The sequence below is a fragment of the Collinsella sp. CLA-AP-H1 genome (assembly GCF_040092945.1).
Lineage (GTDB): Bacteria > Actinomycetota > Coriobacteriia > Coriobacteriales > Coriobacteriaceae > Collinsella.
Window position 1 is genome coordinate 56,536 of record NZ_JBBNKO010000013.1, and the last position, 14,236, is coordinate 70,771.

At 60.6% G+C, this 14,236-nt stretch carries 13 protein-coding genes and 2 tRNA genes; 14 read left to right on the forward strand and 1 reads right to left on the reverse strand.

From position 1 onward, the window contains the following. The first annotated feature begins 6 nt into the window (after positions 1–6). Positions 7–1,290 carry an aminotransferase class III-fold pyridoxal phosphate-dependent enzyme gene (locus AAAV44_RS07815; protein WP_349115262.1) on the forward strand — a complete coding sequence of 428 codons (1,284 nt, stop codon included), beginning with the start codon at positions 7–9 and terminating at the stop codon, positions 1,288–1,290. Between the two features lie 426 nt (positions 1,291–1,716). Here the strand turns inward: AAAV44_RS07815 and AAAV44_RS07820 are convergent. Beyond that, a tRNA-Val gene (locus tag AAAV44_RS07820) sits at positions 1,717–1,792 on the reverse strand. Between the two features lie 187 nt (positions 1,793–1,979). Between AAAV44_RS07820 and asnB the strand changes: the two genes are divergently transcribed. The 13 genes from asnB to lysS all read left to right on the forward strand — a co-directional run bounded on the left by asnB (position 1,980) and on the right by lysS (position 13,967). After that, complete coding sequence (gene asnB, locus AAAV44_RS07825) at positions 1,980–3,860, forward strand: asparagine synthase (glutamine-hydrolyzing) (RefSeq protein WP_195920120.1); 1,881 nt, start codon at positions 1,980–1,982, stop codon at positions 3,858–3,860. 112 nt (positions 3,861–3,972) lie between these two features. Beyond that, a complete protein-coding gene (locus AAAV44_RS07830) occupies positions 3,973–5,535 on the forward strand; it encodes a UDP-N-acetylmuramoyl-L-alanyl-D-glutamate--2,6-diaminopimelate ligase (RefSeq protein WP_349115263.1) in 1,563 nt (520 codons plus the stop codon). A gap of 107 nt (positions 5,536–5,642) precedes the next feature. Continuing rightward, positions 5,643–6,554: an HAD family hydrolase gene (locus AAAV44_RS07835; RefSeq protein WP_055309432.1), complete on the forward strand. Its 912-nt coding sequence runs from the start codon at positions 5,643–5,645 to the stop codon at positions 6,552–6,554. A 51-nt stretch (positions 6,555–6,605) separates the two neighbouring features. Beyond that, entirely contained in the window at positions 6,606–7,490 is an 885-nt protein-coding gene (gene murI / locus AAAV44_RS07840) for a glutamate racemase (protein ID WP_271760995.1), read from the forward strand. A gap of 54 nt (positions 7,491–7,544) precedes the next feature. Beyond that, the gene (gene rph / locus AAAV44_RS07845; RefSeq protein ID WP_349115264.1) at positions 7,545–8,270 is read left to right on the forward strand and encodes a ribonuclease PH; all 726 of its coding nucleotides are present in this window, start codon (positions 7,545–7,547) and stop codon (positions 8,268–8,270) included. Between the two features lie 144 nt (positions 8,271–8,414). Then, on the forward strand, positions 8,415–9,056 hold the full coding sequence (gene rdgB, locus AAAV44_RS07850) for an RdgB/HAM1 family non-canonical purine NTP pyrophosphatase (RefSeq protein ID WP_349115265.1): 642 nt from the start codon (positions 8,415–8,417) through the stop codon (positions 9,054–9,056). A gap of 3 nt (positions 9,057–9,059) precedes the next feature. Further along, positions 9,060–9,506 carry a D-aminoacyl-tRNA deacylase gene (gene dtd / locus AAAV44_RS07855; protein ID WP_349115266.1) on the forward strand — a complete coding sequence of 149 codons (447 nt, stop codon included), beginning with the start codon at positions 9,060–9,062 and terminating at the stop codon, positions 9,504–9,506. A 130-nt stretch (positions 9,507–9,636) separates the two neighbouring features. Next, positions 9,637–9,933 (forward strand): Veg family protein, encoded by a 297-nt coding sequence (locus tag AAAV44_RS07860; protein WP_006234957.1) that lies wholly within the window; start codon positions 9,637–9,639, stop codon positions 9,931–9,933. A gap of 2 nt (positions 9,934–9,935) precedes the next feature. Next, complete coding sequence (ispE, locus tag AAAV44_RS07865; protein ID WP_349115267.1) at positions 9,936–10,832, forward strand: 4-(cytidine 5'-diphospho)-2-C-methyl-D-erythritol kinase; 897 nt, start codon at positions 9,936–9,938, stop codon at positions 10,830–10,832. A gap of 49 nt (positions 10,833–10,881) precedes the next feature. After that, positions 10,882–10,958, forward strand: a tRNA-Pro gene (locus AAAV44_RS07870). Between the two features lie 112 nt (positions 10,959–11,070). Next, complete coding sequence (gene tatA / locus AAAV44_RS07875; protein ID WP_022094895.1) at positions 11,071–11,346, forward strand: twin-arginine translocase TatA/TatE family subunit; 276 nt, start codon at positions 11,071–11,073, stop codon at positions 11,344–11,346. 106 nt (positions 11,347–11,452) lie between these two features. Beyond that, positions 11,453–11,923, forward strand: coding sequence for a transcription elongation factor GreA (gene greA, locus AAAV44_RS07880; protein ID WP_006234960.1), 471 nt, complete (start codon positions 11,453–11,455; stop codon positions 11,921–11,923). Between the two features lie 79 nt (positions 11,924–12,002). Beyond that, positions 12,003–13,967, forward strand: coding sequence for a lysine--tRNA ligase (lysS, locus tag AAAV44_RS07885; RefSeq protein ID WP_349115268.1), 1,965 nt, complete (start codon positions 12,003–12,005; stop codon positions 13,965–13,967). The last annotated feature ends 269 nt before the right edge of the window (positions 13,968–14,236 follow it).

Below are 14,236 nucleotides of genomic sequence, written 5' to 3' on the forward strand. Positions count from 1 at the left end.
TATCTCATGTCACTTGCAGCACAACAATCGCTCGAATCCCACTACGTCATGCACACCTTTGGTCGCTCGCCGGTCGAGTTCGTCGAAGGCCACGGCATGAAACTCACCGGCGACGATGGTCGCGAATACCTCGATTTTCTTGCCGGTATCGGCGTGTGCAGCCTGGGCCACGGCAATCCGGCAGTGCTGTCGGCGCTCGAGGCTCAGGCCAAGAGGCTCCTGCATGTCTCCAACTATTTCTACATCGAGCAGCGCGGCCAGGTTGCGGCGCTGCTGTCCAAGCTCGCTAACGATGATGCGGACGGTGCACGCGTGCTTGCCGACGCGATTGCCGCCGGCGACGAGACCACGGCGGCGGCGCTTGGCGCTCCGGCTGCGGGCGAGCAGGTGTGGGAGACGTTCTTTGCCAATTCCGGTGCCGAGGCCAACGAGGGCTCTATGAAGCTCGCGCGTCTGTACGCCAAGCGTGCCGGCAACGCTGGCAACACCATCGTGTGCATGCGTGGCGGCTTTCACGGTCGTACGCTCGAGACCATTGCCGCGACCATGCAGGATTGGCTGCAGGACAGTTTCCGCCCGCTGCCGGGTGGCTTTGTGGCCTGCGCACCCAACGATGTAGATGAACTGCGTGCAATTTTTAAGCAGTTGGGCAGTGAAATTTGCGCCGTGATGCTCGAGCCGATTCAGGGCGAGAGCGGTGTGCACCCCATGACCGAGGAGTTTATGGCTACGGCGCGCGACTTGGCGCACGAGGTGGGTGCCGTGCTTATTGCCGACGAGGTCCAGTGCGGAATCTTTCGTACGGGTAAGCCGTTTGCGTTCCAGACCTATGGCGTGGAGCCCGACATCATGAGCCTTGCCAAGGGCATTGCCGACGGTGTGCCTATGGGTGCCGTGGTGGCAAAGAAGGAAATCGCCGACGTCTTTAAGCCCGGCGATCATGGTTCGACCTTCGGTGGCAGCTGCTTGGCCATCGCGGCGTGTGCCGCGACGCTCTCCGCGCTTGTGCACGGCGATTATGCCGAGCATGCTGCCAAAGTTGGCGCCTATATGGAGCAGGCGCTGGCTAAGCTTCCGCATGTGGTAGAGGTGCGTGGTCGCGGCCTGATGCTCGGCTGCGATTTGGATGATGCCGCGGGTGATGCACACGACGTCGTGGCCCGTGCATTGGGGGCTGGTGCCGTGATCAACGCTACAGGCGCACATACCCTGCGCTTCCTTCCGCCGCTCGTCTGCGAGGAAGCCGACGTGGACAGTCTGATCGAGATCCTGTCGGATGTCTTGGGCTAACGCGGCGCAATAACTCAATTTGGACCGGGTTCCGGACTATGGGCGTGTCCTATGTGGCATGATTCAGCGGTCTGGAGCCCGTTTTGCCTTAGATTTGCTAAGGCAGGGAGACCTGCTGGTCAAAAAACATCAAATATGAGTACTGTTACCGATTTGGTAGCAGCAATTTTGGACTAATAAGGCCAGATAGCAAGTCGAAATGGCGATGAAAGCACGATTTTGATCCAACTGTTAGTACTTATAATGGACATATGTTGCGTAACTTAAGCAAATACTATCTTTTTATATGTTGCAAACAAAGTAGCAGTACTCATTTTTGCCATTATTTGGCCACGGACCTTGAAATAAGGGGTCCTTAGGGTTCGAATCCCATGAGCTGGGCCCAAACAAAAAACGGTCCCTTTGCGAGGACCGTTTCCAATTCAGTGGTGGGCGATGAGGGATTCGAACCCCCAGCCTTGTGCGTGTAAAGCACCTGCGCTAACCGTTGCGCCAATCGCCCGTGCGGAGAGAGTATAGCAAAACAATCGCCCCATTCACCTCATATCCATTAAAGGTAACTGGCGCGTGTCACAGCGGAGCTGATTCAGTTGAGATTGCCTGAACATTCCGTCCCTCTTTACGCCCTCGGGTATACTCAAAAGCTACTGATTCGATTTGATGCCCAGCAACAGCAGAGGGGATAGTATATGTGCGGTTTTGTCGGTTTTGTCGGTGGGACGGATAACCAATCCGAGGTGCTCACCAAGATGATGGACCGCATCGTCCATCGCGGTCCCGACATGGGCGGTCAGTTTATCGACGGCCGCGTTGCCCTGGGCTTCCGCCGCCTGTCGATCCTCGACCTGACCGAGGCCGGCGCTCAGCCCATGGCCAATGAGGACGGCAGCGTCGTCATTGTCTTCAACGGCGAGATCTACAACTTCCAAGAACTCCGTTCCGAGCTCGAGGCCAAGGGCTACAAGTTCCACTGCGGCGCCGACACCGAGAGCCTCCTACACGGCTACGAGGAGTGGGGCGAGGCCGTCCTCGATCGCCTGCGCGGTATGTACGCCTTCGTCATCTGGGACAAAAAGAAGAACAAGCTTTTTGGCGCCCGCGACATCTTTGGCATCAAGCCGCTCTATTACTATCCCATGGCCGATGCGGGCGACGGCGCTCCGGGCGTGCTCTTTGGCTCCGAGATCAAGAGCTTCCTGGACTACCCGCACTTCCACAAGGCGGTCAACAAAAAGGCCTTGCGTCCGTACATGACGCTGCAGTATTCGGCGACTGAGGAGACCTTCTTCGAGGGTGTCTACAAGCTGCCGCCGGCGCACTACTTTACCGTCGATATCCCGACCGGCAAGATGAACATCGAGCGCTACTGGGATTGCGATTACTCTGCCGTCGAGAAGCCGTTCGAGGAGTACGTCGATGAGCTGGACGAGGTCGTGCACGAGAGCGTCGAGGCCCATCGCATCGCCGACGTCAAGGTCGCGTCGTTCCTCTCCGGCGGCGTCGACTCTAGCTACATCGCCGCTTGCCTCATGCCCGACAAGACCTTCTCGGTGGGCTTTGACTACAAGAACTTCAACGAGACCAACTACGCCAAGGAGCTTTCCGATAAGCTCGGCGTCGAGAACGTTCGCAAGATGATTACCGCCGACGAGTTCTTCGGTGCGCTCGAGGACATCCAGTATCACATGGACGAGCCGCAGTCCAACCTGTCTTCCGTGCCGCTGTGGTTCTTGGCCGAGATGGCCCGCAAGGACGTCACCGTCGTGCTTTCGGGCGAAGGTGCCGACGAACTCTTTGGCGGCTACGCCTACTACGAGGATACGGTCCCGGTGCGCAAGTACAAAAAGATGGTGCCGCTGCCCGTCCGTCGCGCGCTCGGTAACCTGGCGCTGCATATGCCGTACTTCAAGGGACATAACTTCCTGGTCAAGGGTGCCGAGATCCCCGAGAAGTCGTTCCTGGGACAGGCTCTGGTATGGCCGGAGCGCGAGGTCGACGGCGTGCTCAAGCCCGAGTACAACACCGGCGACGGCGCCTTCGAGCTCGCTGCACCCATCTACGCACGCGTGAAGGGTCAGCCCGAACTGGTCAAGAAGCAGTACCTGGACATGAACATGTGGCTCCCGGGCGACATTCTGCTCAAGGCCGACAAGATGTGCATGGCACACTCGCTGGAGCTGCGCGTGCCCTTCCTGGACCGCAAAGTCATGGAGTTCGCCGAGCACATTCCCGACCGCTACCGCATCAACGAGAACGGCAACAAACAGGTACTCCGCCACGCTGCCAACAAGTCGCTGCCCGATGAGTGGGCCACCCGTCCCAAGGTGGGCTTCCCGGTGCCGATTGTCTACTGGCTGCGCGAGCAAAAGTGGTACGACTATGTCAAGGAGTACTTCACCGCGCCGTGGGCAAGTGAGTTCTTCAATACCGACGAGCTCATGCACCTGCTCGATCTGCACTTTGCGGGCAAGGGCGATTTCCAGCGCAAGATCTATACGCCGCTCGTGTTCCTAGTGTGGTACAAGCGCTTCTTTATCGACGAGGGCCAGCCTTCTGTTCAGGCTGCCTAGTCTCGGCCTACGAATGCCTGCGCGTAACGGCTCCTCCGGGAGCCGTTTTTGCGCGAGCACGTTTCAGTTACTATGAAAACCGTCCCTGCCAAATGGCTGAGAAAGGTGAAAGATGCACCATTCGGATTCCGCGACCGTGACCACGGTCGATACGCTTGCCAAGCTGCTCGATGTGTGCGGCGAGCTGCGCGCATCAGAGCAGGTTGACGGGCGTGCCGTGACCGGCTGCTCGTTTGATTCGCGCGCGGTCTCGGCAGGTGACGTGTTCTTCTGCAAAGGTGCTGCCTTTAAGCCCGCGTTTTTGAGCATGGCGCTCGATGCGGGCGCCGTCGCATTTGTGTGCGAGGAGCCGCTGGTCGAGTCTCTGGAGCCGCTGGCGCAGGAGAGCGGTGCTGCGATGCTGGTTGTTGATAGTGTTCGCACGGCCATGGCCCTGCTGCCGCCGGAGGTCTACGACCGTCCCGACCACGACGTCAAGATCGTGGGCATCACCGGCACCAAGGGAAAGACCACGGCTGCTTTTATGCTCCAGTCCATCATCAAGGCGGCGGGCGAGTCCTGCGGCATGATCGGCTCGGTGAGTACCGACGATGGCATCGAGTGCTACGAGAGCACCAATACTACGCCCGAGGCCCCCGAGGTCTGGCGCCATATCGCCAACTGCCGCACGTCCGGTCGCCAGTCCATGGTCATGGAGGTTTCGAGCCAGGCGCTCAAGTACCAACGCGTCGAGAATCTGCCGTTTGACGTGGCGTGCTTCCTCAACATCGGCCGCGACCACATCTCGCCGATCGAACACCCCACGTTTGAGGATTATTTTGAGAGCAAACTCAGGATCTTTGACCAGGCAAAGACCGCCGTGGTGAATCTGGGCACCGAAGAGGTCGACCGTGTGCTGGGGGCAGCGTCGACGGCCGAGCGCTTGGTGACCGTTGGCGTCGAGCATCCCGAGGCAAGCCTGTGGGCGAGCGACGTACGCATGGTCGGCTTTAGCATCGAGTTCAACTTGCATGGCCTGTGTGCCGACGAGTCCGAGGCGGGGGAGAAGGTCCTGCTGGGTATCGCGGGAGACTTTAACGTGGAGAACGCGCTGGTCGCTATCGCCGCCGCGCGCGAGATCGGCATCGGTATCGAGGCTATCAAGAAGGGCCTCTCCAAACTGCGTGTGCCGGGCCGTATGGAGGTCGTGGAGTCGAAGGACGGCCGTGTGATCTGCGTCGTCGACTACGCGCACAACCAGCTTTCGTTCCGCTCGCTTTTCTCGTCGGTCAAGCGCGCGTTTCCCGCCAGCCCGGTCATCGCAGTGTTTGGCGCTGCCGGCGGCAAGGCGCAGGAGCGCCGCGAGCAGCTTCCGCGCGAGGCCGCACCGTATTCCGACCTGATGATCTTTGCCAATGAGGACCCGGCTCACGAGGACCCGATGAAGGTCTGTCGCGAGCTTGCCGAACATGTTCCCGACGATACGCCGAACAAGATCATCCTCGATCGCGAAGCCGCTGTGCATGCGGCGTTCAAGGCGGCGCGCGAGGAGTACGTCAACCCCGATGCTCCCACCATTGTCTTGCTGCTGGCAAAGGGTGACGAGGAGCTCATGCACGTGGGCGACGAGTTCGTGCCCATCGAGAGCGACCTTTCGCTGGCCAATCGCCTGATCGATGTTACCCAGTTTGACTAATGAACCATGATGGCGGCGGCGCCCTGAGTGCGCTGTCGCCATAAGCGTGTTCCCTCAATCAAAACATGCCGTCCAAGTCCAAACCCTTCTACGTAAACGGAGTAGCCATGTCCCACAATACCCTGCCGACCGTCGCTGAGCTTTCGGGCGAGATGCGCGAGCGTTTGGCCAAGGTCAAGTACGTCTTTACCGACCTGGATGCCACGATGCTCGCACCCGGCTCGTGCGTGCTGCGCGACAACGACGGCAACCCCTCGACCAAACTCGTCGAGGCCGTCGTGGCGCTCGCTCGCGCTGGTATTCAGGTGGTTCCCACCTCGGGCCGCAACCGTACCATGATCCACGAGGACGCGCGCGTGCTCGGCCTCAACTCCTACATCGGTGAGATGGGCGGCCTGGTCATGTACGACCTCAAAGCCAACGATTGGGAGTATCTGACCGGCGACATGCCCTACGACTCCTCTTGCGGCCTCACGCCGCACCAGGTGATCGAGCAGACCGGCGTGTGCGAGAAGATCCTCGCCCGCTGGCCGCACAAGATCGAGTATCACAACGACATGTCGACAGGCTACAAATACCGTGAGGTCACCGTCGGCATGCGCGGCGATGTGCCCGACGATGAGGTTCAGGCCATCCTGGACGAGGCCGGCTGCGGTCTGATCTGGGCTTGCAACGGCCATCTGACTCACCTGTCCAAGCCGACGACGCTCGAGCTCGATCGCGTCGAGGACGGTCGCGCATTCAACATCAACCCCGCGGGCCTCAACAAAGGCGTCGCCATTGCGCGCTTCTGCGAGCACCTAGGGATCGAGCGCGAGGAGACGTTGGCGCTCGGCGACTCCGAGTCCGACTTCTACATGGCCGATCACGTGGGCACGTTCTGCCTGGTCGAGAATGGCCTGACGAGCGCCGGCGCGCCCGAGTTCCTGGCTGCTTGCGAGAACGCTTTCGTTACGCGCGGCAAAATTGTCGACGGTTGGGCGGCGACGGCAGAGCTGCTGGTCGCGGCGCGTTCGTAGCGCGGCGTCGCCGCACTTGGACATGTCTTTTCGAGAGAGACTGGTGAGGTAATGTCCGATATCGAGAATTCGGCAGGCGACACGCGCCCGATTGGCGTGTTCGATTCTGGTTTGGGCGGTCTGACGGTTGCGCGCGCCATCGCGACGGCGCTGCCGCACGAGTCCGTCTACTACTTTGGCGACACCAAGCGCTGTCCCTACGGCACGCGCACCGAGGATGAGGTGCGCTCGTTTGCGTTGCAGGCGGGTCGTTGGCTTTCGAAGCACGACGTCAAGATTATGGTCATCGCCTGCAACACGGCGACCGCTGCGGCCTTGCGTTTGGCCCAGCAGGTGCTCGACGTTCCCGTGATCGGCGTGATCGCGCCGGGTGCCCGTGCAGCAATCAACAGCACGCGTACGCGTCGCGTGGGCGTGCTCGCTACCAACCTCACCATTCGCTCGGGCGCCTACACGCGCGCCATTCAGGACCTGGATGCCGGCGTCGATGTATACGGCTGTCCTGCCTCGAGCTTTGTCGAGGTTGTCGAACACGAGCTCGCCTCGGGTGCACATCTGCAGGAACAGTGGCTTGAGAACGAGGACATCTTCGATACGCCTGCCGTGCGTGCGCTGGTGGGTGCCACGGTTGAGCCGCTGCGCGACCACGGTATCGATACCGTGGTGCTTGGCTGTACGCATTTCCCGCTGTTGGTGGGACCTATCCGCCATGCGCTGGGGCCTGGGGTGCGCGTCGTGAGTTCCGCCGAGGAGACCACGCGCGAGCTGACCGATATCCTCACGCGCCGCGAGCAGCTGGCGGGCGACGCAGCCGAGCCGCAACATCGTTTTGCAACGACGGCCGATAACATTGCCGAGTTTGCGGTGGCGGGCAGCTTTATCTTTGGTCAGCCGCTCAAGAGCATCGAACATATCGATATCGATGAGCTGAAATAGATGTAAGGCAGCCGCCAAAGCCTTCGCCACATCTTTTGCCGAAAGGATATTTCTATGGAGTATATGCAGGTCAACCGCGCCAACGGCCGCGCCGCCGATGAGCTGCGCCCCATCAAGCTTACTCGCGGCGTCATGAAGCACGCCCACGGCTCGTGTTTGGCCGAGTTCGGCGACACGCGCGTGCTGTGCGCCGCCACTATCGAGGAGGGCGTGCCGGGCTGGCGAAAGGGAGCTAAGGTCGGCTGGGTGACCGCGGAATACGCCATGCTGCCGGCGTCGACCGGCAAGCGCTGCAAGCGCGAGCACGCCAACCGCAAGGGTCGCTCCATGGAGATCGAGCGCCTCATTGGCCGCAGCCTGCGTACCGTCGTCAACATGAAGGCGCTCGGCGAGTACACCGTCACCGTCGACTGCGATGTGATTCAGGCCGATGGCGGCACGCGTACAGCGAGCATCACCGGCGCCTGGGTGGCGCTGCACGACGCCCTCGCCATGTGGGTCGAGGCGGGCAAGATTGAGCGTATCCCGCTTATCGGCCAGGTGGCTGCCATCTCCATGGGCGTTGTCGACGGCAATACGCTGCTTGACCTCGATTATTCCGAGGACAGCCATGCCGAGGTCGACATGAACCTCGTCGCCACCGACACCGGTGAGATGATCGAGCTCCAGGGCACCGGCGAGCAGGCGCCCTTCGACCGCAAACGCCTCAACGCCCTGCTCGACCTGGGCGACAAGGGTATCGCCGAGCTCATCGAGCTTCAGCGCCGGGCCCTCGCCTAACCTGCCAAAAAGGGACAGGTTTATTTTGGCAGGTTTTATCTGCGAAAACGCCGAAGTATAAGACTGTCGTAGATTGAGAGGGGAGAGGCCGAGGTCCTCGTCGTCCTCAACTCGGCATTGCTATAGAGACAAAGGAGGCCAGCTATGGCACTTGAGAAGATTGACATCGACACCCTCGACCCGGCGGCGACCATCGTCGTGGCAACCGGCAACGCCCATAAGCTCACCGAGATCGAAGCCATTTTGGGCAAGGTCATGCCCGAGGTGCACTTTGTGGCGCTCGGCCAGCTGGGTGATTTTGAGGACCCCGAGGAAAACGGCACGACGTTTTTGGAGAACGCCATCATCAAGGCGCAGGCTGCCGTTGAGGAGACGGGCCTTATGGCCATCGCCGACGATTCTGGCTTGGTCGTCGACGCGCTGGACGGCGAGCCGGGCGTGTATAGCGCGCGCTATGCGGGCGCGCATGGCGACGATGCCGCCAACAACGCCAAGCTTCTCGTTAACCTGGAAGGCGTGGCAGACGAGGACCGCACCGCGCGCTTCATGAGCGTCGTCGCGCTTATCGATACGGACGGCCTGGTCACCTATGGCGAGGGTACCTGCGAGGGCGTTATCGCGCACGAGGGGCGCGGCGATCACGGCTTTGGCTACGATCCGCTGTTCCTGCCGGTCGATACGCCGGGCAAGACCATGGCCGAGCTCACGGCGGACGAGAAGAACGCCATCAGCCATCGTTTCCATGCGCTTGAGCATCTGTCCGCCAAGCTGACGGGCGAGGAGTAGACCGTGCGTGCGGTGGTGCAGCGCGTGCTCAACGCCGGCGTGACGGTCGACGGCGAGTGCGTGGGCCGCATTGGACGCGGCTACCTGGTGCTGCTGGGCGTGGGCCACGGCGACACACGCGCCGAAGCCGACAAGCTGTGGGGCAAGCTTCGCGGGCTGCGTATCAACGAGGACGAGAACGGCAAGACCAACTTGGCACTGGCCGATGTCGACGGCGAGGTACTCGTGGTGTCGCAGTTCACGCTGTTTGCCGACTGCCGCCATGGCCGCCGTCCGTCGTTTACGGATGCCGGCGCGCCCGATGTCGCTAACGAACTTTACGAGTACTTTCTGACGCTCGTCTCCCGGGACGTCGATCACGTGGCGCACGGTATCTTTGGCGCCGATATGAAGGTCGACCTGGTCAACGACGGTCCGTTCACCATCGTTCTGGACACAGACAATCTGTAAGCAGTCAATTTGGGACGGGGCTTTTTTAGCTGCTTGCGTATGGTCGCAACAGAGTGCTATAGTATTAGAGTTTTGTCTATCTTAGGGTTATTATCCCTTTTTTGAATTGCACCCTCTGGAGGCCCTATTCATGGAAGAGATGGAAGTCAATCACGTCGACGACATCCACGAGAAGCTGACCGATATGGTGGGCGATCGCGTCAAGGTTAAGGCCAACATGGGCCGCACCCGCGTTGTCGAGCGCATGGGCACCATCAAGAGCGTCCACCCCGCCGTCTTTATCGTCGAGGTTGACGAGCGTCGCGGTCGCAAGTCACGTCAGTCCTACCAGTATATCGATGTCCTCACCGGTCAGGTCGAGCTGTTCGACCCCGAGAGCGGCGAGCATATCTTTACCCCGCTCGGCAATCAGCTCGAGGAGCATTAACGGTGACCGATCGGTCCCTGACTCTTTCCGCGCCGGCAAAGATTAACCTCTACCTGGGGGTTCATACCGAGTGCGATGACCGCGGCTACCACAGGGTCGATTCCCTAATGGCAGCCGTCGGTCTTTCCGATACCGTGACGGTCACGCCGGCGCAGGCGCTGACCGTCCAGACGGTTCCAGTATCAGATTTTCCCATGCAAAAGAATACGGCGTATCGGGCTGCGGTTGCTATGGCCGAGCATTATGGTCGCGAGGCAAACATCTGCGTGACGATTGAGAAACGCATTCCATTGTGCGCCGGCTTGGGCGGCCCCTCGACGGATGCGGCCGCGGTCATTGTCGCCTTGGCGGAGCTCTGGGGCATTGATCGCACCGACCCAGCGCTCGATGACATTGCGCGGGGCATTGGTGCCGACGTCCCGTTCTTTTTGCACGCGAGCCCTGCGTTTTACGTAGGTGGGGGAGACGTGCTGGCAACTGAGTACCCCGCGCTGCCCGCGACGCCCGTCGTACTGGTTAAGCCGCGCGAGACAAGCGTTTCGACAATTGAAGCCTATCGACGTTTTGACGAGGCCCCGGTGCCTGCGGACAAGCCCGGCGCGATAGCTTCTGCCTTGCGTGCTGGTGATGCCGAGACGGCATATGCGCTCATCCATAACAACCTGGGTGTCATTTCCGCACAGATGGAGCCGCAGATTCAAACGGTTCTCGATTGGCTGCGTAAACAGGACGGCACCGTTGCTGTAGATGTGTGCGGATCGGGCGCCTGTTCGTTTGCCATTTGCGACACCGCCGCCACGGCCGAAAGGCTTGCGGACGCTGCCCAGCAAAAAGGCTGGTGGGCCTGCGCGACGGAGCTCATTCCCAACACGGTTCGCGTCGAAGTGCCAAAGAAGTAAAAATTTCTCTAGCACGCGGCGAAAATCTTTGTTACTATAGTCGAGCTAACGGGTTGTGGCTCAGTTTGGTAGAGCACTGCGTTCGGGACGCAGGGGTCGCTGGTTCAAATCCAGTCAACCCGACCAGAGCATGAGGAGGGACCGCTTCTTGCGGTCCCTTTTTTTAGCTAGTGTTGTGATACCGCGATACCCGCGGTATACTCATTCGAGCTTGTCTCGCTGTATTGTGGAGGTCTACATGTTTGGACTGAGGGCTCCTGAGCTCATCATTATTCTCGTCGTTGTCCTGATTATCTTCGGGCCCAAGAACCTGCCGAAGCTCGGCAAGTCCCTCGGCTCTACCGTCAAGAATATCCGCGAGGGTATGGAGGGCGACGATAAGGCCGAGACCAAGCAGGCCGAGGAGGTCGTGGTCGAGCAGTCCGAGGAGGACAAGGAGATCGCTGAGCTCGAGGCCAAGCTCGCTGCTGCCAAGAAGAAGCAGGCAGAGGACAGCGACGCGGACGCAGAGTAGTCCCATCCCTTTGGGGTGAGCACCTGACCGGCTTGCCCGCAGGCTAGCCGGTCTTTTTCGTTTTGTTGACAGTTGATTGTTTGATCAGAGTTGGGGAGATATCCGTATGGACGCAAGCCAGATCGTACTGACCGCTGAGGGCCGCCAGAAGCTCGTCGAGGAGCTCGCCTGGCGTGAGGGCGATTACGCCAAGGAGATCGTCGAGGACATCAAGGAAGCCCGCGCGTTCGGCGACCTTTCGGAGAACTCCGAGTACGATGCCGCCAAGGACAAGCAGGCCCAGAATGCTGCTCGTATCGCCGAGATCCAGGCCATTCTTGCCAACGCTCAGGTTGCTGCCACCACGGGCGATCTGACCGTCTCCATCGGTTCCACCGTTTCGCTGATTGATCCCAACGGCGAGGTCATGGAAGTCACGCTCGTTGGTACCACCGAGACCAACTCGCTCGAGCACAAGATCTCCAACGAGTCTCCGGTCGGTCACGCCATCATCGGTCACGGCGAGGGTGATTCCGTCGAGGTCGTTACGCCTTCCGGCAAGACTCGCGTCTACACCATCGCCAAGATCGCACGCTAGACCACGGTCCCGCGTAAAGGTATGTTTTCGCTCCCTGGGACCGAATCCTGGGGAGCGTTTTAGTTTGAGGAGCTAACTTATGGCAGAGAACCAGAACGCCGCCGATCAGGCATCGACGCTCAACGACGAGCGCGCCACCCGCCTGGCCAAGCGCGCCGCCCTGTTCGAGGCGGGCCAGAACCCCTATCCCGAGCACTCTGAGCTTGAGGACTACGTCGCCGATATCGAGACTAAGTACGCCGAGCTTGCCGATGGCGAGGACACCGAGGACGTCGTGAAGATCGCCGGCCGCGTAGTCGCCAAGCGCGGCCAGGGCAAGATCATGTTCATCGTCGTGCGCGATGCGACTGCCGAGATTCAGCTGTTCTGCCGCATCAACGACATGGACGAGGTTGCCTGGAATACGCTCAAGGCCCTCGACCTGGGCGACATCCTGGGCGTGACCGGCGTGGTTGTGCGCACCCAGCGCGGCCAGCTTTCCGTTGCCCCTAAGAGTGCGACCCTGCTTTCCAAGGCCGTTCGTCCGCTGCCCGAGAAGTTCCACGGCCTTTCCGACAAGGAGACCCGCTATCGCCAGCGCTATGTCGACCTGATCGCCAACGACGACGTTCGCGAGACCTTCCGTAAGCGTTCGCAGATTCTCTCTACCTTCCGTCGCTTTATGGAGTCCGACGGCTACATGGAGGTCGAGACCCCCATCCTGCAGACCATCCAGGGTGGTGCCACGGCTAAGCCGTTCATCACGCACTTCAACGCGCTCGATCAGGAGTGCTACCTGCGTATTGCCACCGAGCTGCACCTCAAGCGCTGCATCGTCGGTGGTTTTGAGCGTGTGTTCGAGATCGGCCGCATCTTCCGTAACGAGGGCATGGACCTTACCCACAACCCCGAGTTCACCACGATGGAGGCCTACCGTGCCTTCTCCGACCTCGAGGGCATGAAGGCGCTTGCCCAGGGCGTCATTAAGGCGGCTAACAAGGCCATCGGCAACCCCGAGGTTATCGAGTACCAGGGCCAGGCCATCGACCTTTCTGGTGAGTGGGCCAGCCGTCCCATGACCGACATCGTCTCCGACGTGCTCGGCAAGCAGGTCACCATCGACACGCCGGTCGAGGAGCTTGCTGCCGCCGCGCGCGAGAAGGGCCTGGAGATTAAGCCCGAGTGGACCGCCGGCAAGATTATCGCCGAGATCTACGATGAACTGGGCGAGGACACCATCGTCAACCCCACGTTCGTGTGCGATTACCCCATCGAGGTCAGCCCGCTCGCCAAGCGTTTTGAGGACGACCCGCGTTTGACCCACCGCTTTGAGCTGGTCATCGCCGGCCACGAGTACGCCAACGCATTCTCCGAGCTCAACGACCCGGTCGACCAGGCTGAGCGCTTTGCTGCCCAGATGGCCGAGAAGGCCGGCGGCGACGATGAGGCCATGGAGTATGACGAGGACTACGTGCGCGCCCTCGAGTACGGTATGCCTCCCGCGGGCGGCATTGGCATTGGTATCGACCGCGTGGTCATGCTGCTTACCAACCAGGCTTCCATCCGCGACGTGCTGCTGTTCCCGCACATGAAGCCCGAGAAGGGTTTCCAGTCCGGTGCCGCTGCCGCCAAGGCTGCCGAGGCCGGCAACGCCGCGAGCCCATTCGTTAAGTCGCTTAAGCCCACGCTCGATTACTCCAAGATCGCCGTTGAGCCGCTGTTTGAGGAGTTCGTCGACTTTGATACCTTCTCCAAGAGCGATTTCCGCGCTGTGAAGGTCAAGGCATGCGAGGCCGTCAAGAAGTCCAAGAAGCTGCTGAACTTTACGCTCGACGACGGCACCGGCACCGACCGCACCATCCTCTCCGGTATTCACGCTTATTACGAGCCCGAGGACCTGGTTGGCAAGACCTTGCTCGCCATCACCAACCTGCCTCCGCGCAAGATGATGGGTATTCCCAGCTGCGGCATGCTCATCAGCGCTATCCACGAGGAGGATGGTGAGGAGCGTCTCAACCTGATCCAGCTCGACGCCTCCATCCCCGCCGGCGCAAAGATGTACTAACGAGTTACGCGGTTTTACCAAACCGCGTAACGGCTCGACGCTGCGCGGGCCGCATTTGGACAATCTGACGTTCAACTTCAAGGGCGCGACCAAAAGGTCAGCGCCCTTTCGTTTCACGTCACCTTGTCTCAAATGCGACCCGCTCGCTCATATGACCCAATCCGCTGTCAAGAGCCACAATGGCCCCGCCGACCGCTTGCAATCGGTCGGCGGGGCCTGCCGTTGAACCCGTCCCGGTCCGCCCCCGGCATGTCGTCGACGCCTTCGGC

Coding starts and splice junctions, on each gene's coding strand:
- AAAV44_RS07815 (WP_349115262.1), top strand. CDS start 7: ATGTCACTTGCAGCACAACAATCGCTCGAATCCCACTACGTCATGCAC.
- asnB (WP_195920120.1), top strand. CDS start 1,980: ATGTGCGGTTTTGTCGGTTTTGTCGGTGGGACGGATAACCAATCCGAG.
- AAAV44_RS07830 (WP_349115263.1), top strand. CDS start 3,973: ATGCACCATTCGGATTCCGCGACCGTGACCACGGTCGATACGCTTGCC.
- AAAV44_RS07835 (WP_055309432.1), top strand. CDS start 5,643: ATGTCCCACAATACCCTGCCGACCGTCGCTGAGCTTTCGGGCGAGATG.
- murI (WP_271760995.1), top strand. CDS start 6,606: ATGTCCGATATCGAGAATTCGGCAGGCGACACGCGCCCGATTGGCGTG.
- rph (WP_349115264.1), top strand. CDS start 7,545: ATGGAGTATATGCAGGTCAACCGCGCCAACGGCCGCGCCGCCGATGAG.
- rdgB (WP_349115265.1), top strand. CDS start 8,415: ATGGCACTTGAGAAGATTGACATCGACACCCTCGACCCGGCGGCGACC.
- AAAV44_RS07860 (WP_006234957.1), top strand. CDS start 9,637: ATGGAAGAGATGGAAGTCAATCACGTCGACGACATCCACGAGAAGCTG.
- tatA (WP_022094895.1), top strand. CDS start 11,071: ATGTTTGGACTGAGGGCTCCTGAGCTCATCATTATTCTCGTCGTTGTC.
- greA (WP_006234960.1), top strand. CDS start 11,453: ATGGACGCAAGCCAGATCGTACTGACCGCTGAGGGCCGCCAGAAGCTC.
- lysS (WP_349115268.1), top strand. CDS start 12,003: ATGGCAGAGAACCAGAACGCCGCCGATCAGGCATCGACGCTCAACGAC.